The organism is Lichenibacterium ramalinae (assembly GCF_004137085.1).
Lineage (GTDB): Bacteria > Pseudomonadota > Alphaproteobacteria > Rhizobiales > Beijerinckiaceae > Lichenihabitans > Lichenihabitans ramalinae.
In genome coordinates this window covers 1-22,864 of sequence record NZ_QYBC01000038.1, presented here as the reverse complement: position 1 = coordinate 22,864, position 22,864 = coordinate 1, and the positions used below count along the sequence as shown (strand labels likewise).

The 22,864-nt window shown below is 69.3% G+C and carries 19 protein-coding genes; 6 read left to right on the top strand and 13 right to left on the bottom strand.

The window, feature by feature from the left end:
- The 4 genes from D3272_RS25990 to D3272_RS25975 all read right to left on the bottom strand — a co-directional run.
- Positions 1–1,289 (bottom strand): methyl-accepting chemotaxis protein (locus D3272_RS25990; protein WP_165361542.1); only part of this gene is annotated, 1,289 nt, incomplete at its 3' end.
- Positions 1,290–1,503: 214 nt separating this feature from the next.
- Positions 1,504–2,250 (bottom strand): dienelactone hydrolase family protein, encoded by a 747-nt coding sequence (locus D3272_RS25985; RefSeq protein ID WP_129222144.1) that lies wholly within the window; start codon positions 2,248–2,250, stop codon positions 1,504–1,506.
- A 48-nt stretch (positions 2,251–2,298) separates the two neighbouring features.
- Positions 2,299–3,891, bottom strand: a complete 1,593-nt coding sequence (locus D3272_RS25980; RefSeq protein ID WP_129222143.1) for a peptide chain release factor 3 — start codon at positions 3,889–3,891, stop codon at positions 2,299–2,301.
- 54 nt (positions 3,892–3,945) lie between these two features.
- Positions 3,946–4,326, bottom strand: a complete 381-nt coding sequence (locus tag D3272_RS25975; protein ID WP_129222142.1) for a DUF6894 family protein — start codon at positions 4,324–4,326, stop codon at positions 3,946–3,948.
- 819 nt (positions 4,327–5,145) lie between these two features.
- Here D3272_RS25975 and D3272_RS28485 point away from each other — a divergent pair.
- The gene (locus D3272_RS28485; RefSeq protein WP_129222141.1) at positions 5,146–5,235 is read left to right on the top strand and encodes a hypothetical protein; all 90 of its coding nucleotides are present in this window, start codon (positions 5,146–5,148) and stop codon (positions 5,233–5,235) included.
- A 181-nt stretch (positions 5,236–5,416) separates the two neighbouring features.
- Here the strand turns inward: D3272_RS28485 and D3272_RS25965 are convergent, their stop codons facing one another.
- The 3 genes from D3272_RS25965 to D3272_RS28480 form a co-directional block, all read right to left on the bottom strand.
- Positions 5,417–6,211: a DUF4435 domain-containing protein gene (locus D3272_RS25965; protein ID WP_165361541.1), complete on the bottom strand. Its 795-nt coding sequence runs from the start codon at positions 6,209–6,211 to the stop codon at positions 5,417–5,419.
- 65 nt (positions 6,212–6,276) lie between these two features.
- Entirely contained in the window at positions 6,277–7,500 is a 1,224-nt protein-coding gene (locus D3272_RS25960; protein WP_129222139.1) for an AAA family ATPase, read from the bottom strand.
- A gap of 3 nt (positions 7,501–7,503) precedes the next feature.
- The gene (locus D3272_RS28480; protein ID WP_428978022.1) at positions 7,504–7,662 is read right to left on the bottom strand and encodes an AAA family ATPase; all 159 of its coding nucleotides are present in this window, start codon (positions 7,660–7,662) and stop codon (positions 7,504–7,506) included.
- 360 nt (positions 7,663–8,022) lie between these two features.
- Here D3272_RS28480 and lpdA point away from each other — a divergent pair, with 360 nt between their 5' ends.
- On the top strand, positions 8,023–9,420 hold the full coding sequence (gene lpdA / locus D3272_RS25955) for a dihydrolipoyl dehydrogenase (RefSeq protein ID WP_129222138.1): 1,398 nt from the start codon (positions 8,023–8,025) through the stop codon (positions 9,418–9,420).
- A 75-nt stretch (positions 9,421–9,495) separates the two neighbouring features.
- Here lpdA and D3272_RS25950 read toward each other — a convergent pair whose 3' ends face one another.
- From D3272_RS25950 to gluQRS, 5 genes are all read right to left on the bottom strand, one after another.
- Entirely contained in the window at positions 9,496–9,753 is a 258-nt protein-coding gene (locus D3272_RS25950) for a hypothetical protein (protein WP_129222137.1), read from the bottom strand.
- 139 nt (positions 9,754–9,892) lie between these two features.
- Entirely contained in the window at positions 9,893–11,626 is a 1,734-nt protein-coding gene (gene argS, locus D3272_RS25945; protein WP_129222136.1) for an arginine--tRNA ligase, read from the bottom strand.
- A gap of 235 nt (positions 11,627–11,861) precedes the next feature.
- Positions 11,862–13,529, bottom strand: coding sequence for a urocanate hydratase (hutU, locus tag D3272_RS25940; RefSeq protein WP_245496797.1), 1,668 nt, complete (start codon positions 13,527–13,529; stop codon positions 11,862–11,864).
- A gap of 98 nt (positions 13,530–13,627) precedes the next feature.
- Positions 13,628–14,344 carry a 4'-phosphopantetheinyl transferase family protein gene (locus D3272_RS25935; RefSeq protein ID WP_129222134.1) on the bottom strand — a complete coding sequence of 239 codons (717 nt, stop codon included), beginning with the start codon at positions 14,342–14,344 and terminating at the stop codon, positions 13,628–13,630.
- Positions 14,341–15,261: a tRNA glutamyl-Q(34) synthetase GluQRS gene (gene gluQRS, locus D3272_RS25930; RefSeq protein WP_129222133.1), complete on the bottom strand. Its 921-nt coding sequence runs from the start codon at positions 15,259–15,261 to the stop codon at positions 14,341–14,343. The genes D3272_RS25935 and gluQRS overlap by 4 nt, the downstream gene beginning before the upstream one ends.
- Positions 15,262–15,326: 65 nt before the next feature.
- Here gluQRS and D3272_RS25925 point away from each other — a divergent pair, with 65 nt between their 5' ends.
- From D3272_RS25925 to D3272_RS25915, 3 genes are all read left to right on the top strand, one after another.
- On the top strand, positions 15,327–16,010 hold the full coding sequence (locus tag D3272_RS25925; protein WP_129222132.1) for a DNA-3-methyladenine glycosylase family protein: 684 nt from the start codon (positions 15,327–15,329) through the stop codon (positions 16,008–16,010).
- Positions 16,011–16,092: 82 nt separating this feature from the next.
- A complete protein-coding gene (locus D3272_RS25920; RefSeq protein WP_129222131.1) occupies positions 16,093–19,491 on the top strand; it encodes a S41 family peptidase in 3,399 nt (1,132 codons plus the stop codon).
- Between the two features lie 84 nt (positions 19,492–19,575).
- Positions 19,576–20,259 (top strand): alpha/beta hydrolase, encoded by a 684-nt coding sequence (locus D3272_RS25915; RefSeq protein ID WP_129222130.1) that lies wholly within the window; start codon positions 19,576–19,578, stop codon positions 20,257–20,259.
- Positions 20,260–20,368: 109 nt separating this feature from the next.
- Here D3272_RS25915 and D3272_RS25910 read toward each other — a convergent pair whose 3' ends face one another.
- Positions 20,369–21,757, bottom strand: a complete 1,389-nt coding sequence (locus D3272_RS25910; protein ID WP_129222129.1) for an aminotransferase-like domain-containing protein — start codon at positions 21,755–21,757, stop codon at positions 20,369–20,371.
- Between the two features lie 123 nt (positions 21,758–21,880).
- On the opposite strand from D3272_RS25910, the gene D3272_RS25905 reads away from it, so the two are divergent.
- The gene (locus tag D3272_RS25905) at positions 21,881–22,741 is read left to right on the top strand and encodes a DMT family transporter (RefSeq protein WP_129222128.1); all 861 of its coding nucleotides are present in this window, start codon (positions 21,881–21,883) and stop codon (positions 22,739–22,741) included.
- Positions 22,742–22,864 lie beyond the last annotated feature (123 nt).

Genomic DNA, 22,864 nt, shown 5'->3' with positions numbered 1-22,864 from the left:
ATGCCGTTCATGGCCTCCACGGCCTGGCGCACGACGCGCCCGGAATCTTCCGCGCCGGCCTTGGCCTTGCGCACCGCGGCATCGGCGTGGCGGGCGCCCTCGGCGGTCTTGCGCACCGTGGCGGTGATCTCGTCGAGCGCCGCCGCCGTCTCTTCGAGCGAGGCCGCCTGCTGCTCGGTGCGGCGGCTGAGGTCGTCGGCCGCGGAGGTGATCTCGCCCGTGCCGGAGCGGATGGCGCCGCTGTTCTGCGCCACCATGGCCAGGGTCTGCTGCAGCCGGGCGAGCGCGCCGTTGAAGTCGGCCCGCAGCTTCTCGTATTCGGAGGCGAAGGCCCGGTCGAGGCGGGACACGAGGTCGCCGTGGGCGAGGCGGTCGAGCCCGTCCGCGATGGCGCCCACCACCTCGGCCTGCTGGTGGGCCGCCTCGGCCCGGTCCGCCTCGGCGCGGGCGCGCTCCGCATCCGCGGCCCGGCGGGCCGCGCCGGCCTCGGCCTCGAGCGCCCGCGCCCGCAGCGCGTCCTCCTTGAAGCGCTGCAGCGCCGCCGCCATCGTGCCGATCTCGTCCCGACGCCCGAGGGCCGGGATGGCGACCGACTGGTCGCCGGCCGCGAGCCGGTCCATGGCGGCCGTCATGCCGCGCACCGGCGCCGCGATGGTCCGGCTGAGGCGCCAGCCCATCAGGGCCGCGAGGCCCGCCGTCAGGAGGCCGCCGGCGACCAGCATCACGGTCGTCACCCGCAGGGCCGTCGCCGAGGCGGCCTGCTCCTCCGTCGCCCATTGCCGCATGGTGGACAGGACCACGGCGGCCTTGGCGGCGACGTCCTTCTCGCGCAGCCGGGCCACGGCGCCGCCGACGAGCTTCATGGCCTTGCCGACCGTGGCGGGGTCGCCCGCCAGGTTGATCTCAGGGTCGGCGACCTCCGTCCGCCAGCTCGCATAGGCGGTCTGCAGCGCGTCGATCAGCGGGATCACCTGCTCGTGCCGGGCCGCGAGGCCGCGGGCGAGGTCCACCTGCTTGTCGAAACGGCCCTGGCGCTCGCGGGCGCGGTCGAGCACGGCGGCATCCTGGGTCACCACGTAGGTGCGGATCAGGTTCATCTGATCCAGCATCTCGATCTGGCCCTGGGTGACGGCGCTCGACAGGTCGTGGCTCACGGCGGCGGCGGCCTCGGCCTCGGCGAGGCGCTGGGTCGACGCGTAGATCACGCCGCACATGACGAGCACCCCCGCCACCACGGCCGTGAAGGACAGGGCGAGCCTGCGCGAGATCGTGACCTTGGGCAAACGCATGGACGTCGCTGCTTTCCCGACGAGGAGCGATGGCCGGGCCGGGGCTGAGGTGGCTCAGCGCCGCGGGCTCGGGCAGCTCACACGGTGGCGCGGGCGTGGCCTCGCGATAGGAGACCGGAACGTCGCCGAAACGTGTCGCTGCATCCACAGATTGCCACGCGAACGTTACGATCTCCTCAAGCTTCCGTTGCGGCGGGACGCGGGCCGCGCCCGTTCAGCCCCGCAGCAGGACCCGGTCGAAGAGGCCGAGCATCCAGCCCAGCGCCTGCACGGCCAGGGCCGGGTCGTAGCGCGGGCCCTCGTCGCGCAGGAAGGCGTGGGCCGCGTTCACCTCGTGCCACGCGTAGGTGGCGCCGGCCTCCTCGAGGCGGGCACGGATCGCCTGCCGCCCCGCGAAGGGGACGTGCGGGTCCTGCCGGCCGAAGACGAACAGCGCCTCGGCCTTCAGCTCCGCCATGCGGGCGAGGCTGTCGTCCGCGCGGCCGGCGCCGAGCGTGCCCGAATGGATGTCGGTGGGGTAGAAGCAGGCGGCCGCCGAAACGCGGGGGTCGAGCGCGGCGCGGTAGGCGAGGTGGCCGCCGAGGCAGACCCCCAGCGTGGCGAGGCGGCCCGTGCAGGCCGGATGATGCGCGAGGGCACCGATGACGGCGGCCGCGTCGGCGTCGAAATCCGCCACCGGCTTCGCGAACTTCAGCGCGTTGCCCCGGTCGGTCCCGGCCTGGTCGTAGCCGAGGGCCGTGCCCGGCGCCTCGTGCTCGTGGTAGACCTCCGGCACGGCGACGAGGTAGCCATGGCCCGCCACGGTCGCGGCGAGGCGGCGGATCGGGCCCGTGACCTGGTAGATCTCCGAGAAGAACACCACGCCCGGGTAGCGCCCCGGCACGGCCGGGCGGACGACATGGCACCGCATCGGCCCCGTGGGCGTGGGGACGTCGATGGTCTCGTCGCTGCGGATGATCATGCCGGTCCTCCCCGCGGGCGCCGCCCTCAGGCGGCGCGCTGGTCGCGCTCAAGCGGCGCGCTGGTAGTCCTTGATGTCCGAGAAGGTCACCTGCGGCCAGCGCTCCTGCTCGTAGCGCAGGGTGAAGGCCGAGGAGGCGAGGAAGACCGGCGCCCCGTCGAGGTCGACGGCCGTGGACGACGGATAGGCGTCGAGGAACCGCTTCAGCTCCAGCGCCTCGCCGGTCACCCAGCGGGCGAGTTCGAAGCGGCTCGATTCGAACGAGACCGGCAGCCCGTATTCCACCTGCAGCCGCTCCACCAGCACGTCGAGCTGCAGCGCCCCGACGACGCCCACGATGGCGCCGGAGCCGTCGTAGGGCACGAAGGTCTGCACCACGCCCTCCTCGGCCATCTGCTGGAGCGCTTCCTTGAGCTTCTTGGCCTTCATGGCGTCGTTGAGCTTCACGCGGCGCAGGATCTCGGGTGCGAAGGAGGGCACGCCGCGGAACACCAGGTCCTCGCCCTCCGTCAGCGTGTCGCCGATGCGCAGCGTGCCGTGGTTGGGGATGCCGACGACGTCGCCGGCGAAGGCCTGGTCGGCGATGGCGCGCTCCTGGGCGAAGAAGAACTGGGGCGCGTTGAGCGCCATGGGCTTGCCGGTGCGGACCAGCTTGGCCTTCATGCCCCGGGTCAGCCGGCCCGACGAGACCCGCATGAAGGCGATGCGGTCGCGGTGGTTCGGATCCATGTTGGCCTGGATCTTGAAGACGAAGCCCGTCATCTTGGCCTCGTGGGCGTCGACGTAGCGGGTCTCGGCCTGGAGGCCGCGCGGCGGGGGAGCGAAATCCGCCAGGGCGTTGATGAGGTCGGCGACGCCGAAGGTCCGCAGCGCCGAGCCGAAGAACACCGGGGTGAGGTGGCCTTCCAGGAAGGACGCCCGGTCGAAGGGCCGGCAAGCGTCGCGGGCGAGTTCGAGCTCGTCCAGCGCCGCATCGGCCTCGTGCTCGGGCAGCAGCGCGCGGATCGCCGGGTCGCGCGGGCCGTCGACGGGCGTCATCGGCGCCTCGACGTCGCTGTCGAGCTTGCGGATCATGGAATGGGCGAGGTCGTAGGTGCCGGCGAAGGCACGGCCGCGGCCGATCGGCCAGGTGACGGGCGCGGTGTCGAGGGCCAGCACCTTCTCGATCTCGTCGAGCAGGTCGAAGGGGTCGCGCGTTTCACGGTCCATCTTGTTGACGAAGGTCACGATGGGGATGTCGCGCAGGCGGCACACCTCGAAGAGCTTGCGGGTCCGGCTCTCGATGCCGCGGGCCGCGTCGATCACCATGACGGCGGAATCCACGGCCGACAGCGTGCGATACGTGTCCTCCGAGAAGTCCTCGTGGCCCGGCGTGTCGAGCAGGTTGAAGACGCAGCCGGCGTGTTCGAAGGTCATCACCGAGGTGACCACCGAGATGCCGCGCTCCCGCTCGATGCCCATCCAGTCGGACCGGGTCTGGCGACGGTTGGCCTTGGCGCGGACCTCGCCGGCGAGCTGGATGGCGCCGCCGAACAGCAGCAGCTTCTCGGTCAGCGTGGTCTTGCCGGCATCCGGGTGCGAGATGATGGCGAAGGTCCGCCGACGCGTGATCGGGTCCTCGGTGCGGGGCTGTGTCGACATGCCGGACGGGATAGCGCCTCGGGCGTCCCGATGCAAAGCGCCGTCGCGCGTCCGTCAAAGCGCGGCCGACACCCGCCGCCGCCGCGGCCGCCTGCCGAAGCCGTGTTCCGCCCCTCCCGCCCTGTGGCCTCCGCTCCGCGCCGCATGGCGCTGAGTGGTCGCGGGCGCACCGCGCGGCTCGCCCTCCGGAGCACCGGTGTCCGGCATCCATCGCGCCCGGAACAGCAGGGCGGCCCTGTGCACCAGCAGGCCGGCCTCGTCCCTCACGCTCACGATGAAGTCGCGCGACGTGGTGCCCGGCAGCGTGTCGCGGGCGATGTCGGGAAGCAGCGCGGCCGCCTGCGCCGCGGCCTCGTCTCCGGTCTCGAGGTCGATGCCGAACTCATCCCGTAGCGTCACCTCACCATCGTACACGTCGAAGAAGTAAGTCGGCATGCCTGATCCTTCCCCCAACAGGATCGCCAGGGTAGAATTTGGCCACTGAACGCACACCCCGTCAAATCTGCCGGGGTGACGACTGGTCGGGGTCGGGGCTGGCGGCAGGATCGACAGGCCGCCGGGACGCCCCGCGGAGGTTCGGCACGGCGATGGGCCCGGCATCTCAGCCATGCCAGATCTACCGAACTACCGCTCCGGTGCGTAGACGGACTTCGTGATTATGCTGTGAACCGACACGCAATGCTGACACACAAAAAATTGTGAGGGTACGACATACCGGACGGAATCACTGCAAAGCAGCCAGTTGGCACGAATAATCTGCAATTTAGGCTTCGTGATCCGAAGCCACTGATTGAGCTTGCGCGTTTGTCGTTTGTTCCGCTAGAGCTTGCTCATATCGACTGACTGACTCTTAGCGTAATATGTCCTGATAACGTTGTTATCCATTTCTAAAACGGATATTGTACGATGATTAAGTATATGTTGGAACAGGGTAGGAAATGAATGATTGTCGGATATGCTCGAACATCCACTCTTGACCAAACTGTCGGCCTGGAAGCTCAGTATCGTGACTAGAGTGCGGCTGGTGCGGAAAGGGTATTTTCCGAACAGGTTTCCTCTTTCGGGAGACGTCCGGTTCTCGAAAAACTCCTGAAGTTCATGCGATCAAGCGACGCGTTCGTCGTTACAAAGATGGATTGATTAGCTCGCTCAGTTCCTAACCTCTGGCGGACCGTTCAAAGGCCGGAAGTCTTCAGCGTATCTCTAAAAGTTATAGATCTTAGTCTCGACACCGGAGCGCCAACTTGAAAGCTGATGCTTTCAGTGATGAGCGCCGTTGCTGAATTTGAGCGCTCTATGATGTTGGAGCGGCAGAAAGAAGGAGGTGCGAATGCTAAGACTTAGGATAGATACAACGGACGCAAGCTTACTGACTTTAATAAGTCTCTCGTAGAAAGTGAAATGTTCACTGAATTAAAATTCATTACAGAGAAATTAGCTGCTAAAAAGTTCTTTTACCGGATACGATAGGCTAGGTGCTAATCTAAGGTCCTGCGCTTCAAGCTCTTACACCAAGGCTGAGCAATCAGCCTGAGGCGACTGCTCTAAGTCGCTTGGACAGCTTCGGTTCATGCCGAAGTGTGCAGTGCTCGGCGAGATACGAAACAATGGTCGGCTGAGTATGAGATAGACCACCAGCATATCCCACACGGTGGTTCAAATACCAGATTAGAAAGCTCTTACCAGGCACAAACTGCTCCGCCGGTAAATTCTTTGATCTGATTATCTTTAGCACCTTACCCTTGGTAATTCTGTACTTTCTTAGACCGACTTCAGATATGATCTTTGATATCATCTGTCGAATTCGTTTTTGGCATTTGTTTTTATCGACGCCTATGTATTTTCCACGTTCTGTTCTCGATATAGATGGCGGATTAATCGAAAATATAGCATCTCTTAACTTTAGACGTCGAGCTATCCCTAGTACGGTTACGTAAGGCGCCAGTTGAGTTTTCACATCGGACATTAAGTTGTCGAATGACACACTGGACAGTGCGGCTCCGGAGGTTCTAGCCGGCATCGCAAACGTACAATATCTCTCAACAGCTTCTAACTCGAACAACACGTTCTCAATGCTATAGGCCTGAAGGCGATATAGATGCGGTGCCGATTTCATTCGCTCCCATGCAATTAAATCAAGATCGCCATCTACGATGTACAATCTTCGCCTTCCATCTAATTCGGTATCTTCTAGTGCCTTTTCGACAACAAACTCTCGTGTTCCAAGCGGTATGACCCGCTGAATTTTTGCTTTGCCGTTCAGTGCTCGGTTCAGCATCTTTTCATATACGCCGATATAGGTTGAGTCCTCAACGTACACATCTACATCGTTGTAAACTCGATATAATCGTGCATATCCGACTCGAGACCTTGAAGAATATCTAATCATGATAAGTCGACGCACTTTTCATCACGGTCGAGGATGATAGCTGGACTATGAGTCGCCATAATAAGCTGAACTTCAGGGTTAGCTTCTTGAAGAGACTCGATGAACATCTCTTGCCATTTGAGGTGCAGGGAGAGTTCTGGCTCATCAATGATTAGAATCTGTGCTTGACGCTTGTCGTCATTGAACATAAGGGACGTGATAAGAACGAATAATTGTCGTTCACCGGATGATAGATAATAGATATCTGCTCCATCAGGGTGGGACGGCAACCTAAGAATCAAGGATCCGTCCTCTTTAAATCCTATACTCTTATTTGAGTCATTGAAAAATGCATTCATTATTTCCGTATATTTAACTGAATACGCAAACAATTCTCTTTGTTCGTTGTTGAAATGATTGATTAATGTCTCAAGCTGCGAAATCAAAGACAGTCGAGGTTGAATTGAAAACCATCTATACAACGTCTGCTGGACTTTTGCGTCTTTGTTTTTGATTACCTTCTCAATACTTCCGTGCTTTATAAATTCGGATGCCACCTCAATGACGTCGCCGAAGAATGGATCGATAGAACTCTCAATTTTAGACTGAGTGATTCCAAGTACAGAGAATGCACTCTTAATCGAACGACGCACTTTTTCATACCGTCTCAGATCATTTTGCCTTGGCACTTTTATAGGGCCAGCACCCTGTGAAACGTCAGAGAACATCGTAAGTAAAATGTCTTCTCTCAGCTTCGCGGCCAGTTTTGCTCTTTCACGATAAGCGACGCCAACAGCTTCTGTAGCTGCAGCTTCCGCTTGTGACACGCTTTCATCTAGAAAGGTGCGAATCGTGGCATGCGGCCTTCTGCTAACTGCTGCTCGACGGGTTCTAAAAGCTCTTTGAGATACGAGTCGTTGCGACGGCAGCGAACTCCGATCAAGTCCTAGAAAGATCGGATTCGGCAGTGATGATATTTTGCTGATAACGTCGAACTGAAGCGGCAGAGAAGACTTTTTCTCCCGGACTTGAACTCGTCCACCCTCATCATAGTAAGAGTAATCTTCAGAAACATTAGCTAACTGCTGATAGAATTCATAATCAAATATCTGAGATACTGGCTGCTCATCGTTTTCTTGAAAAGATATTTCAGTTCCAGCTGGAATTCTTGATACAGAGACTCTTATGACCGAGTCACCGTTGATAGCGATAACCCGCAAGTCATCATAAACTGTAGACATAATTCAATCGAAATCAGGACCTAGACAGCCAACGATCGCCTTCAGTACGCTTGTTTTGCCACTCCCATTGATGCCGATTAGAAAGCTCAGGTCTTCATGGAAATTTAGATCGAAATCTAGATAACCATTGAGCCGGTGAGATACAAAGGAAACGATTCTCATTTGGTCCACTGACATCCAAATCGCTTGCCTTAAATCTACCCTGAGATTGTCCATGCGCAAGGTGGAAGAGCGTCGCGGTGCCGCAGGCGTTTGCTCTCTTGACAATTCTCTGATCTCGTGAGCAGCAGCGGCGTTTGTTAACGTCGTGGTTCTCCAACGCCATGCCCATGTGCATCAGCCACACAGAACTGACACACAGAAAGCTGGCCGGGGCAGAGAAATCCGTGCTGGATCATTGCGTATCGACATCTCAGCCATGCCGGGCGGCGCGCCTCATTGATTTATGGGGCGGAACGTCGGATCTACCGCGGGTGTGCGTCGCGCGGGCGGCGCCGACAGTCCAGCCCGGTGGAACTCCCCATGCGTTATGACCTCGTCGTGATCGGTACGGGCCCCGGCGGCTACGTCTGCGCCATCCGGGCGGCGCAGCTGGGCCTCAAGACCGCCGTGGTCGAGAAGCGCGCCACGCAGGGCGGCACCTGCCTCAACGTCGGCTGCATCCCGTCGAAGGCCCTGCTGCATGCCTCCGAGATGTTCGCCGCCGCCGCCCACGACCTGCCGGCGCTCGGCGTGAAGGTGGGCAAGCCCGAGCTCGACTGGGCCGCCATGGGCAAGCACCGCGACGACACGGTGGCGGCCAACGTCAACGGCGTCGCCTACCTGTTCAAGAAGAACAAGGTCGACGCCTTCCATGGGCTCGGCACCATCAAGGGCCCGGGGATCGTCGAGGTCGCCAAGGAGGACGGCAGCGTCGAGACGATCGAGACGACGAGCATCGTCATCGCGACCGGCTCCGAGGTCTCGACCCTGCCCGGCATGCCGGTCGACGAGAAGACCGTCGTCTCCTCCACGGGCGCCCTGGTCCTGTCCGAGGTGCCCAAGCGCATGATCGTCATCGGGGCCGGCGTCATCGGCCTCGAGCTCGGCTCGGTCTATCGCCGGCTCGGCGCCGAGGTCGAAGTCGTGGAATACCTCGACCGGATCCTGCCCGGCCTCGACGGGGAGGTCGCCAAGACCTTCCACCGCATGCTGGAGAAGCAGGGCTTCGCCTTCCACCTCGGCCAGAAGGTGTCGAAGGTGGAGCCCACCAATGCCGGCGCCTCCGTCACCTTCGCGCCCGTGGCGGGCGGCGAGGAGCGGCGGCTCGACGCCGACGTCGTGCTGGTGGCGACGGGCCGCCGCCCCAACACCGACGGGCTCGGCCTCGAGGCCGCCGGCGTCGCGACCGAGCGGGGCCGCGTCGTCATCGACGACCATTTCCAGACCAACGTCCCCGGCATCTACGCCATCGGCGACGTGGTGCGCGGCCTCATGCTGGCCCACAAGGCCGAGGACGAGGGCGTGGCGGTGGCCGAGATCCTGGCCGGCCAGGCCGGCCACGTGAACTACGGCGTCATCCCGGCCGTGGTCTACACCATGCCGGAGATCGCCTCGGTCGGCGCCACCGAGGAGGAGCTGAAGACCGCCGGCATCCCCTACACGGCCGGCAAGTTCCCCTATACGGCGAACGGCCGGGCGCGCGCCATGCGCCACACCGAGGGCTTCGTGAAGGTGCTGGCCCATGCCGAGACCGACCGGGTGCTGGGCGTCCACATCATCGCGGCGGGGGCCGGCGAGCTGATCCAGGAATGTTCGGTGCTGATGGAGTTCGGCGGCTCGGCCGAGGACCTCGCCCGCACCTGCCACGCCCACCCGACCATGTCGGAGGCCGTGAAGGAGGCCGCCATGGCGGTCGACAAGCGCGCCATCCACGTCTGACGGCACCGGCCGGCGCGGCGGGCCGCCCCATCGCGGGCGGCACCGTCTCGCCCTCGATGAGGGCGTGCACCGCCGCTAGTGAGTGAACAGTTTGAAGAGCACGGCGACCTGAAGGGCGAGCATGAAGCCGAGCATCCAGCGCACGAGGACCTGATCGCCTTTGATGATGGCGAGGTCCACATCCACCTTGTTGAAACGGGTGTTCATGTCGGCGCGCAGGGTGGTGAGTTCGTCGCCCGTCTTGCCCAGGACCACAGGAGCCTTGGCGGCCTTGTCCTCCGACACATCGAGAGACCGGAACGCCTCGTACACCTCTAGATGCATCGTCGTCATGTCGACCCCCTGTCGCGCCTCAATCTAGGGCGTCTCGCGTCCGGATGCGAATGGCTTCTGCCCGGGGCGCGACGCGCTCGGTGACGACCCACTCGCGGCTCGGCGCAGGGGGGTCGGGCGCGAAACGGCCTCCCGACCGTCACATCCGCTGCGGCACCGCGATCCCCAGCATCCAAAGCGCCTTGGACAGCACCGCATGGGCGAGGCCGCAGAGCGCGAGGCGGGCGGCGCGCGCCTCCTCGTCCTCGGCGTTGAGCACCGGGCATTCGGCGTAGAAGCGGCTGAAGGCCTGCGCCACCGCGAAGGCGAGGTCGGCGATCTCGTTCGGCGCATAGCCCGCCGTGGCCGCCGCCACCGCCACCGGCAGCCTCAGGCAGGCCATGGCGAGCGCCCGCTCGGCGGGATGGCCGAGCGCGATGGCGGAAGGCCGCAAGCCGGCCGCGTCGGCCTTGGCGCCGATGGCGCCGATCCGCACGCAGGCATATTGGATGTAGGGGCCGGTGTTGCCCTCGAAGGACATCATGCGGTCGAGGTTGAAGCTGTAGCCCGACAGGCGCAGCGTCGACAGGTCGGCCCATTTCACCGCCGCGAGTCCCACCTGCTCGGCCAGCACGTCCCGGTCGATGGCGGGGTCGTCCGTCTCGATGCGCCCGCGCGCCTTGTCGACGGCCTCGGCCAAGAGGTCGCGCAGCCGCGCCACCCCGCCCTCGCGGGTGCGGTAGGGCTTGCCGTCGACGCCGTTCACGGTGCCGAAGCCCACGTGCACCAGGTCGACCCCGGGCGCGATGCCGCAGCGCCGGGCGGCCCGGAACACCTGGTTGAAATGCAGGGACTGGCGCTCGTCGACCACGTAGACGTAGCGGCCGCAGCGGGCGAGCGCCGGATCGGTGGCCCGGCCCGCGATCGTGGCGAGGTCGGTCGTGCCGTAGGTGGCGGCGCCGTCCGATTTGGCGAGGATCAACGGCGGCAGGGGCTTGGCGTCGGAGCCTTCGGCCACGTCGATCACCAGGGCGCCGTCGCTCTCGTAGGCGAGGCCGCGGGCGACGAGGTTCGGCACCAGCGTGTCGACGATGGCCTGGGCATCGCTTTCGCCGAGGAACAGGTCGAAGCGCGTGCCGAGCCGGTCGATGTCGTGCCGCTGGTCGGCGAGCGAGGTGGCGCGCAGCGCCGACCAGTCGGCAAAGGCTTGCGGATCCCCCGACTGCAGCGCGGCCGTGAGGGCCCGGGCTTCCGCCATGCGCTCCGGCTCGGCCTTGCAGGCCGCCGAGGCCTCGGGATAGAGCCGCTGCATCTCGTCGACCGTGACGGCCTCGCCGACGGTGCCGGGTGCCCGCTCGGGATGGGCGCGCCGGATGGCGGCGATGAGCATGCCCATCTGCAGGCCCCAGTCGCCGAGGTGGATATCGGTCGTCACGGCGACGCCCTGGGCGGCGAAGATGCGCGACAGGGCTTCGCCGATCACCAGCGAGCGCAGGTGCCCGACGTGGAGGGGCTTGGCCACGTTGGGGCCGCCGAAGTCGATCAGCACCGGGGGGTCGTCGCGCCGGACGATGCCGAGGTCCGGCGAGGCCGCCTGGGCCCGGGCCCGGGCCGTCACGAAGGCGTCGGCGAGGCGCAGGTTGAGGAAGCCGGGACCCGCCACGTCGACGGCGGCGAATTCGGGCGACGCCCGGAGGATCTCCGCCACGGCGGCGGCGATGTCGCGCGGGTTGCGCTTCGCCGCCTTGCCGAGCGCCATGGCGGCGTTGCACTGGAAGTCGCCGAACTCGGGCTTGCTGGCGGGCACGCTGCGCACGGCCTCGGTCGGCAGTCCCGCCGCCGCGAAGGCCTGCCGGAGCAGGTCGTCGACCCGGCCCATCACGCTGTCCACCATCACCAAACTCCAACCCGCTTCCGGCGCCGTCCCCGGGACCGGGCTTCGCCCTCGCCCGGCCTGCCGGGCGCCCGGCAGCACGTTCGGCCTCGACCGGTGTCCCTATAGGTTCCGGTGCGCCGGCTGGGAAGGGCTCGGCACCCTCGGCGCTCCTGACCGTCTCGGACGCGTGCCTGGATGCCCTTTGGAAACGTTGGGATATTCCCCCTCGTCATCGGCACGCGTTCACCGGCTCTCAGCCCAGGATGCCCGGCAGGTCGAGCCCCTGGGCCCGGGCGCAGTCGATCGCGTCGGGATAGCCGGCATCGGCGTGGCGCATCACCCCCGTGGCGGGGTCGTTCCAAAGCACCCGCTCCAGCCGCGCGGCGGCCTCGGGCGTGCCGTCCGCCACCACCACCATGCCGGCGTGTTGCGAGAAGCCCATGCCGACGCCGCCGCCGTGGTGCAGCGACACCCAGGTGGCGCCCGAGGCGCAGTTGAGCAGCGCGTTGAGCAGCGGCCAGTCCGACACGGCGTCCGAGCCGTCGCGCATGGCCTCGGTTTCGCGGTTGGGCGACGCGACGGAGCCGGAATCGAGATGGTCGCGGCCGATCACCACCGGGGCCTTCAGCTCGCCGCGCGCCACCATCTCGTTGAAGGCGAGGCCGAGGCGGTGACGGTCCCCGAGGCCGACCCAGCAGATGCGCGCCGGCAGGCCCTGGAAGCGGATGCGCTTGGCTGCCATGTCGAGCCAGTTGTGAAGGTGCGCGTCCCCCGGCATCAGCTCCTTCACCTTGGCGTCGGTGCGGTAGATGTCCTCCGGGTCGCCCGACAGGGCGCACCAGCGGAAGGGCCCGACCCCGCGGCAGAAGAGCGGCCGGATATAGGCCGGCACGAAGCCCGGGAAGCTGAAGGCGTCGCCGACGCCCTCCTCCAGCGCCATCTGGCGGATGTTGTTGCCGTAGTCGACGGTCGGCACGCCGGCGCGGTGGAAGTCCAGCATGGCGCGGACGTGCTCCGCCATGGAGCGCTTGGCGGCGGCGGCGACGGCGGCGGGGTCGCGGAGCTTGCGGTCCTCCCATTCCGCCACGCTCCAGCCGCCCGGCAGGTAGCCGTTGACGGGGTCGTGCGCCGACGTCTGGTCCGTCACGCAGTCGGGCCGGATGCCGCGGCGGAAGATCTCGGGGAAGACCTCGGCGGCGTTGCCCAGGAGCGCGACCGAGACGGGCCGGCCCTCGGCCTTGGCGCGCTCCAGCAGGACCATGGCCTCGTCGAGGTCCTTGGCCTCGACGTCGACGTAGCCGGTGCGCAGGCGGAACTCGATGGAGCTCGGCCGGCACTCGACGGCGAGGCAGGAAGCGCCCGCCATGGTGGCGGCGAGCGGCTGGGCACCGCCCATGCCGCCCAGGCCCGCCGTCAGGATCCAGCGCCCCGCCAGCGAGCCGCCGTAATGCTGCCGGCCCATCTCGACGAAGGTCTCGTAGGTGCCCTGCACGATGCCCTGGCTGCCGATGTAGATCCAGGAGCCGGCCGTCATCTGGCCGTACATCATCAGCCCCTTGCGATCGAGCTCGCTGAAATGCTCCCAGGTGGCCCAGCGCGGCACGAGGTTGGAATTGGCGATGAGCACGCGCGGCGCATCCGCGTGGGTGCGGAACACCCCGACAGGCTTGCCCGACTGCACCAGCAGCGTCCGGTCGCCGTCGAGCGTCTTCAGCGCGTGGACGATGCGGTCGAAACTGTCCCAGTCGCGCGCCGCGCGGCCGATGCCGCCGTAGACCACCAGTTCCCCCGGCTTCTCCGCCACCTCGGGGTCGAGGTTGTTCATCAGCATGCGCAGCGGCGCCTCGGTCAGCCAGGACTTGGCGGACAGCGCGGGGCCGCGCGGGCTGCGGACGATGCGGGCATTGTCGAGGCGGGACACGGGCGTCTCCTGGTCGGCGGCGCGGGAGGGAGGGTTCGGTGCCGGCAACCCAACTTGTATAGACAAGTCGCGGCGGCAGGCAACGCCGCCGCCTGCCCTCAGGCGGAGGAGGCCGCCGCCTCCCAGGCCAGGCACGCCGCGTGGCCCGGGATGGCGCGCAGCCATGCCGCCGCGAAGCCGGCGAGCCGCGCCGCCATGGCTCCGTCGCCGCCGACGCGCGGGCTGCGGGCATCGGCCGACAGGACCGAGAAGCCCGCGATCCCGTCCGCGATGCCGCTCCCCTCGGCCTTGAGCAGCGCCTCCTTGGCGGTCCACACGTCGAGGAAACGCGCGTCGCGCGCCGCCCCGTCCGGCGCCTCGGCGATGCGGCGCGCGTCCTCGGCGCCCAGCACCATGCGGGCGAGCGGGCCCCAGTCCCGCCCGGCGCGGCGCGGCTCGACGTCGACCCCGACGCGCCGCCGCCGCGACCAGGCGATCAGCGCGTGGTCGCCGCCGTGGGACACGTTGAAGTCGATGCCCGCCCGCCCGCCCGCGAGCGACGGCCGGCCGCGCTCCGAGCACGCGAAGCGCAGCGCTCCGGGCGCCTCGCCGAGTTCGGCCCCGAGCAGGCGCCGCAGCGCCGCGCGGGTGGCGGCGGAGCGGACGGCATCGGCGTGGCGGTGGAAGCGCGAGGCCGCGTCCCGCTCGGCGCCCGACAGCACGTCGAACAGCGGATCGGCGAGCGGCACCGAGAGGTCGAGGTCGAGCCGCACGAGCCGGACGTCGTCCGGGACGGTCGCGCCGGCGGGCTCGACATGCGGCCCGGCGGCGATCACCCGCCGAGCCCGACGAGGCGCCGGATGTCGGCCGGCGACAGCCCCTCGCGCCGCAGGTCGCGCAGCGACGGGGCGCCGCGGCTCTTCGACAGCTTGTGGCCGCCCGCGTCGAGCACGAGGCGGTGGTGGTGGTAGCGCGGGGCGGGGAAGCCGAGCAGGGTCTGCAGCAGGCGATGCAGCCCGGTGGCGTGGAACAGGTCGCGCCCCCGCACGACGTCGGTGACGCCCTGCAGGGCATCGTCGACCACGACCGACACGTGGTAGCTCGTCGGCACGTCGCGGCGGGCCAGCATCGCGTCGCCCCAGGCGGCGGGCTCGGCGGGGACGTCGCGCTCGCCCGCGCCGTCCCCGCATTCGCGCCAGCGCAGGGAACGCCGGCCTTCGGCCCCGACGGCTTCGAGGGCAGCCGCCATGTCGAGCCGCAGCGCCGCCGGCCGACCCTCGGCGATGCGCCGCGCCCGCTCGGCGGACGACAGCTGACGGCAGGTGCCCACATAGAGCGGGGCGCCGTCGGGATCGGTCGGCCGCGGCACGCCGGTGGCGGCGGCCTTGGCGGCGCTGGCCGCCAGGACGGCACCGCGCGTGCAGAAGCACGGGAAGACCAGCCGCCGCGCCGCGAGGGCGTCGAGGGCCGAGCGGTAGGCGGCGAAATGCTCCGACTGCCGCCGCGGCGTCCCCGTCCAGGCGACGTCGAGCCAACGGAGGTCGTCGACGATCGCGGTCGCGAAGGCTTCCCGGCAGCGCTCGCGGTCGATATCCTCCAGGCGCAGCAACAGCCTGCCGCCCTCGGCCCGGGCGATGTCGCGGTTCAGCAGCGCCGACAGGGCATGGCCGAGATGCAGCAGGCCGTTGGGGGACGGGGCAAAGCGGAACACCCGCCCGTCGCCCGACCCGCGATCGTGATCCGTCCGCCCCATCCCGCGAAATCGCTCCGCCCGCCATGCCGGGCCCGGCAGGTTCGCACGCCCGGGAGGCCGCGGTCATGGGGGAAATGACGCAGGGCCGCCCCGCGCTGATCGACAGCGAGGCCGACCTCGACCGCGCCATCGCCGACCTCGCGGCGCGGGACCCGGGCCTCGTCGCCCATCTGCTGGAGGTCGGCGGCCGCCCGCCGTTGCGCCGGCGCGCGGCCGGCTTCGCCGGGCTCGCCGCCATGGTGGTGTCGCAGCAGGTGTCGACCGCCAGCGCCGCCGCCATCTTCGGCCGGCTTCAGGCCGCCCTGCCGGGCCTCGACGCCGGGCAAGTGCTCGCCGCCTCCGACGCCACGCTGCGCGGCGCGGGCCTGTCGGCCGGCAAGGTGCTGACGCTGCGGGCCGCCGCCGCGGCCGTGGCCGAGGGGCGCCTGCCGCTCGACAGGCTCGCCGAGCTCCCGGCCGACGCGGCCGCGGCCCAGCTGACGGCGCTGCGCGGCATCGGGCCCTGGACGGCGCAGCTCTACCTGCTGTCCTGCCTTGGCCACGCCGATGCCTGGCCGCCCGGCGACATCGCGCTCGAGGAGGCGGCACGCCTCGCCCTCGGCCTCGACGCCCGGCCGGACCGCATCGCCCTCGCCCGCATTGCCGAACGCTGGCGCCCCCACCGCGCCGTCGCGGCCCGGCTGCTCTGGGGCTATTACCGCGCCCGCAAGTCGCGCGACGGCTGGGGCATCGGGCTGGGCGACAGTTAGGCGCGCCTCACCTTTCCGTGCGACCTGTGGGGCGCGGGGCGCTATGAGGGGTTGCTTCGCCGATATCGGAGGTGATTCGCCCGTGGTCCCTGCCCTACCGCGAAGCCTCGCGCTCCTGGCCTGCTGCGCCACCCTCGCGGCGGCCCCGGCCCGCGCCGCGGATGTCCCGGCACCCGCAACGACGCCGGCAGCGGCGGAAGCCCAGGCCGCGCTCTGGCTGCGCGATCCGGCGATCTCGCCCGACGGCACCCGCATGGCGTTCCGCTGCGCCGGCCAGATCTGGATCGTGCCGGCATCGGGCGGGGACGCCCTGGCATTGACGCCCGCGGGCGCCTACGCGGCCCGCCCGGTCTGGTCGCCCGACGGCACCACCATCGCCTTCGCGTCGGACCGGTTCGGGCCGATGAACGTCTTCGCGGTGTCGGCGGCCGGCGGCGAAGCCCGGCGCCTGACCTTCGCCCAGTACGACCAGGCGCCGACCGGCTTCACGCCGGACGGCGCGGCCGTGCTGTTCTGGTCGGCGGGGCTCGGCGACGCGGTCGAGACCGGGCCCATCCCCAACACGCACGAGGACGGGCGGCAGCTCTACCAGGTCCCCGTCGCGGGCGGACGCGACACGATGGTGCTGCCCAACGCCGCGATGGAGGCGCAGTGGGACCCCGCCGGGCAGCGCCTGCTCTACACCGGCGCCTCGATCGAGCAGCCCTTCCGGCGCCATCAGGTGTCGAGCGCGGCTCGGCAGGTCTGGGTCTACGATGCGGCGAGCGGCCATCATCGCCGCCTCACCGGAGGTGCGCAGGAGAGCCGCAGCGCCGCCTGGATGCCGGACGGCGGCGTCGACTACCTCGACGAGACGTCCGGGTCGCTGAACGTGTGGCACCGCGACGCCGATCTCGGCCATCCCGTTCAGGTCACCCACCTCGCCGGCGAGCCCGTCCGGTTTCTGTCGGCGTCGCGGGCCGGCGACCTCGCCTTCGCCTGGGGCGGCGGGCTGTACCGCCTGGGCCACGGCGCGGCCGCGCCCGAGCGCATCGCCATCCACCTGCTGCGGACCGACTTCCCCGGCCCGCACGGGTGGCGCGGCAATGCCCTGACGGATGTCGCGCTGTCCCCGAACGGGCGCGACTTCGCCGTCGTGGCGCGCGGCGAGATCGCCGTGGCGTCGATCGACGGCCGCTTCGTCAAGACTCTGCCCCACACGGCGGGCGAGGAGCGCGGCCCGACCTTCTCGGCCGACGGCCGCCGCGTCGCCTATGCCGCCGAGCGCGACGGGCATTGGGACCTCTACGAGAGCGCCATCGTCGACCCGGAGGAGCACGAGTTCTCCCAGGCGACCCGCGTGGCGGAACGCCGGCTGACCACCGGCACGCGCGACAGCATGATGCCGGCCTATGCGCCGGACGGTCGCCACATCGCCTATGTGGCGGACCGCTCCTCGGTGCGGGTCCTCGACCCCGCCACCAGCAACGACGTCGAGGTGCTGCCGCCCGGCCGGACCTTCAGCTACGACGACGGGCCCTGGTCCCTGGCCTGGTCCCCCGACTCGCGCTGGCTCGCCCTGCCGGTCCAGCCCAGCCTGTTCCTCGGCAACATCGCCCTGGTCCCGGCCGACGGATCCCGCCCCGCCGAGCGGCCCGTGCCGTCGGGCGAAGGGCAGTGGGGGCCGGAATGGAGCCCCGAAGGCGGCATGCTGCTGTGGCACACGGACGAGGGCGACCTCGCCGGAGCCTTTCACCGCCGGTGGACGGCGGACCTCGAGGGCGCCTTCACGTCGCGGCGGGCGCGAGAAGCCTTCGCCCGGCGGCTGATGGTGCCGGTGGTGGGCGACCTCCCGCCGGCCGCCGGCGACCGTGGCGACGGGCAACTTCCCGGCCGCCCGGCCACCGACCCCCGCGACAACGCTGCCGCCCACGAAGCGGTGCCGCGCGGCCCCATCCCGGTCGAGATCGACGGCATGGCGGACCGGACCCGCATCCTGTCCCAGGCGCCCGGCCAGATCGTGTTCGGCACGCTGATGCCCGACGGGGTGAGCGTGCTCACCGTGGAACAGTCGCCGAACCCCAAGGGCGACGGCCTCGTGCTGACCGGCACGCTGCGGGACCTGCGCCGGGAAAGCCGGCGGACCCTGTTCACGGCCGTCCCCTACCAGCCCGGGCCGCCGCCGCGCTTGGCGCGCGACCGGCGCCACCTCTACGTCCTGTCCCGCAACAGCTTCGACGAGGCCGGCACGGACGGCCTGACGGAGATCGACCTGCAGCGCGGCACGACGCGGCTGATCCGCATCAGCGTCGACACCACGCGGGACGAGGCCGAGGCGCGCCGTGCCGCCTTCGACCAGTTCTGGACGCTGACGGCCAGGAAGTTCTACGACCCCGCCTTCAAGGGCGTGGATTGGGGCGCGGCCCGCCAGCGCTACGCCCGGTTCCTGCCGTCGCTGGAGGGGACGCGCGACCTCGCCGAACTCCTGAGCGAGATGGCGGGCGAACTCGGGGCCTCCCATACCGGGGCTTACGTGCGCCCGCCCGTGCCGCCGGCGGAGCGCGTGGCCTCGCTCGGCCTCTACTACGACGAACGCCATCCCGGGCCGGGCATGAAGGTGCAGGCCGTCATCGCCGGCGGCCCCTTCGACACCGGCGACAGCGCGCTGCGGCCGGGCGACGTGATCGACGCCGTGGACGGCGAACCCGTGCCGCTGGCGGGCGGGCTCCGGCGCATCCTGCGCGACCGCCTCCGCCAGGTCGTCGCCGTGTCGGCCCACCATCCGGACGGCACGGCTTTCACCGAGAAGGTCCTCACCGTCGACCTCGGCCGGGAACGGGACCTCGCCGACCGGGCCTGGTCGGAGCGCAAGCGCGACGCCGTGGCGTCGCTGAGCTGCGGGCGCCTCGGCTACGTGCATCTCGCCGCCATGGACGCCGCATCCTACCGCGGCGCCGCGTCCGACATCTTCGGCCGGTTCGGCGCCGCGCAGGGGCTCGTGGTCGACATCCGCGACAACGGGGGCGGCAACCTGCACAACAACCTCGTCACCCTGCTGTCGGGCAAGGCCTACATGGCCGTGGTGCCGCCCCGGGGCGGCCCGACGCAGGACGAGCCGCGCGACCGCTGGACCAAGCCCTCCGCCGTGGTGATGAACGCCGCCAGCTACTCGGATTCCTCGCTCTTCCCGCTCGCCTACCGCGACCTCCACCTCGGCCCCCTGGTGGGCGACCCCGTCGCCGGGACGGGGACTTCGGTCTGGTGGGACCAGTCCCTGATCGTGCCGGGGCTCACCTACGGCCTGCCGGAACTGCCCTACCACCGGCTCGACGGCACGCCGAGCGAGAACCACGCCGTGGAGCCCGACATCCGCGTCCCCTCCGATCCCGAGGCCTGGGCGCGGGGGCGCGACCCCCAGCTCGAAGCCGCCGTGCAGGCCCTGCTGCCGCCCGGCGGAGCGCCCTGCCCCGAGCCCGCCATCCAGCCGTCTCGCCAGCCCTGACGCCGCCCTTGACCGGCGCCGCGGCAGGGCCGATGTCCCGGGCGACATGACGCCCGGGCACCACGCCCAACGGAGGATCCCGCCTTGGCCCCCATCGACGGCCCGCGCCTGCCGGCGCGCTCGCGCCAAGCCCGCCAGCTCGTGGTCTTCCTCCACGGCTACGGGGCGGACGGCAACGATCTCATCGAGATCGGCCGGCAGTGGCAGGCGTGGCTGCCCGACGCCGCTTTCGTGGCGCCCCACGCGCCCGAGCGCTGCACCCAGGCGCCGACGGGCCGGCAATGGTTCCCGCTGACCATGCGCGATCCCGCCGAACGCTGGACGGGCGTCGTCGCGGCACGCCCCGCCCTCGACGCCTTCCTCGACGCCGAACTGGCCCGCACGGGCGTAGACGACGGCAAGCTGGCCCTGGTGGGGTTCAGCCAGGGCACCATGATGGCGCTCCACACGGGGCTGCGCCGCCGGCGGGCGCCGGCCGCCATCCTGGGCTATTCGGGCACGCTGGTCGGGCCCGAGCATCTCGGCGAAGCCACGGCCCGCTCGGCCGCCGGCCGGCCGCCGCCGGTCCTGCTGGTGCATGGGGACCGCGACGACGTCATCCCGGTCGACGCGCTGTTCGACGCCGCCGAGAGCCTCGGCAAGGCCGAGATCCCGGCGCAATGGCACCTGTCCTTCGGCGTGGCCCACGGCATCGACGGCTCGGGCCTGACCCACGGCGGCCAGTTCCTCGCCCAAAGCTTCGGGCGCCCGACGCCCCAGGCCCGGTGACGCGACGGCTCAAGGACCCGTGACGGTGTCGAGCCTGTGCCTGACGGCCGTCTGACGACATCGGGACACTGCTCGGCGTTTTCGGGAACGGGCGTTCGATGACGGGCTTTCAGTGTCGCAACGCCCGCCCCAGCACGTCGTAGATGCGGGGCTCGCCCATCTGGGCGACGTTGAAGCGCATGAAATCCGTCGACGAGCGCGACGGGCTGAACACGGCGCCGGGCGCCAGGACGACCCCTTCGGCCAGCGCCGCCCGGGCGACCTCGGCGGCATCCCGGCCCTCCGGCAGCCGGCACCAGAGCGAGAAGCCCCCGCGCGGCACGAGCCAGGGCACGATGCCGAGATCGGCCAGCCGCGACGCGACCTCGCGCCTTGCCCGCGACAGTCGGCGCCGCAGCGCGTCGATGTGCCGGCGGTAGCTGCCATCGCCCAGGATGCCGTGGACCAGCTGAGCCGCCACCGGGCTCGGGCCGCCGAAGCCGGTGGCGACCTGGAGGTCGGTCAAGGCGGCGATCCGGTCGGGCCGGGCCACGACGTAGCCGCAGCGGACGGAGGCCGACAGCGTCTTCGAGAAGCTGCCGATGCGGATCACCCGCTCCAACCCGTCGAGCGCCGCCAGCCGCGGCGACGGCTCGGGTTCGAGGTCGGCGAAGATGTCGTCCTCGACGACCGTGAGGTCGTGCGCGGCGGCCGCGGTGAGCACCCGATGCGCGACCTGCGGCGAGAGCGTCGCCCCGGTCGGGTTGTGGATGGCGGCGTTGGCGACGTAGAGGCGCGGCTGGTGCGCGGCGAGGATCTCGGCGAAGCGGGCCGGGTCGGGACCAGCCGGCGTGTGGGGGACGCCCACCACCGTCACGCGATGGGCCCGCATCAGCGCCTGGAAATTGAAATAGCCCGGGTCGTCGAGCAGCACCGTGTCGCCGGGCCGCAGCAGAGCGCGGCAGACGAGGTCGAGCGCCTGCGTGCCCGAGGCCGTGAGCAGGACGTGGTCGGGACCCGCGTCGATGCCGTCGTCGGCAGCCCGGCGGGACAGGAGGCGGCGCAACGCGGGTGAACCGCGCGCCTCGCCGTAGTCGGCCAGCAGCGGATCCTCGGCCCGGGCGAGGTCGCGCAGCGCGCGGCGCAGCGCCGCCTGCGGCATCCAGCCGGCCGGCAGCCAGCCGCAGCCGGGCTTCAGCATGCCGGGGGCGGCGTCGAGCGACTGGCGCGACACCCAGAGCGGATCGATGGCGCGGTCGGCGGGCGTCGCGGCATCGGCCAGGGCGAGCGCCGCGGCGGGGCGTGAGGCATAGAAGCCGGCCCCCGGCCGTGCCCGGATCGCGCCTTCGGCGACGAGCCTGTCGTAGGCCTCGACGACGGTGGAGGGCGACACGCCCAGGCTGGCGGCGAGGCCCCGGATGGACGGGAGCCGCTCGCCGGCGGCCAGCCCCGGCACGGCCAGCCGTCGGCGGATGGCCTCGACGACCGCGCCCGTGCGGCTACCGACAGGATCACGCATGGCAGGAGGCACCCGCTCCGTATGGTGGACCGTCCCATACAGTTCGCCCGGATCGTACGGGACCGTGCCTGTCCTCGCCAGCCCGGACTCCGCCAGGGTCCTGCGGGACGCGAGGAGGACGGGATGCGGCGTGGCATGGATGGGTGGGGCAGCGGCCTCCTGGGTGTGGTCATCTTCAGCGGTTCGCTGCCGGCGACCCGGCTCGCGATCGGGGGGTTCCCACCCCTGTTCCTGACGTCGGCACGGGCCGTGATCGCGGCCCTGCTCGGGGCGGTCCTCCTGGCGCTGCTGCGGCAGAGGCGGCCGGCGGCGGGCGAACTGGCCCCGCTCGCCATCGTGGCGCTGGGCGTCGTGCTCGGCTTTCCGCTGCTCACGGCCCTCGCGCTCCAGCACATCACGGCGGCGCAATCGGTCGTCTTCGTCGGGCTGCTGCCGCTGGCGACCGCCCTGTCCGGCGTGGTGCGGGGCGGGGAGCGGCCCCGGCCCGCCTTCTGGCTGTTCTCGCTCGTGGGCGGCGCCTCGGTCGCGGGCGCGGCGCTGGCCCAGGGAGGTCCCGGCGCCATGGCGGGCGACCTCCTCATGCTGGCCGCCATCCTGCTGGCCGGGCTGGGCTATGCCGAGGGCGCGACTCTGTCGCGGCGGCTCGGCGGCTGGCAAGTCATCTCTTGGGCGCTGGTCCTGGCCGCGCCGGCCATGGCGGTCCTGGCCTGGGCCACGATGCCGTCGGCCTGGGGCGGCATCGGCCTGCCGGCCTGGGCGGGGCTCGGCTACGTGTCGGTCTTCAGCATGCTGGTGGGCTTCGTCTTCTGGTATCGCGGCCTCGCCCGCGACGGCATCGCGGGCGTGGGCCAACTGCAGCTGCTGCAGCCGATCTTCGGCCTCGCCCTGGCCGGGCTCCTGCTCGGCGAGCCGGTCGCCTGGAGCCTCGTCGCCGTGACCGGCGTCGTGGTGCTCTGCGTGGCGGGGGCGAAGCGGTTCGCCTGAGACCGTGCCGCCGGACATCGGCCGGCCGCGGGCGGCAGGCCGACAATGAAAAGCCCGGCAGAGCCGGGCTTTCCGAGTGCGAGATTGTGCTTGGCGTCGCTCAGAAGTCGCGCTCGGCGCGGA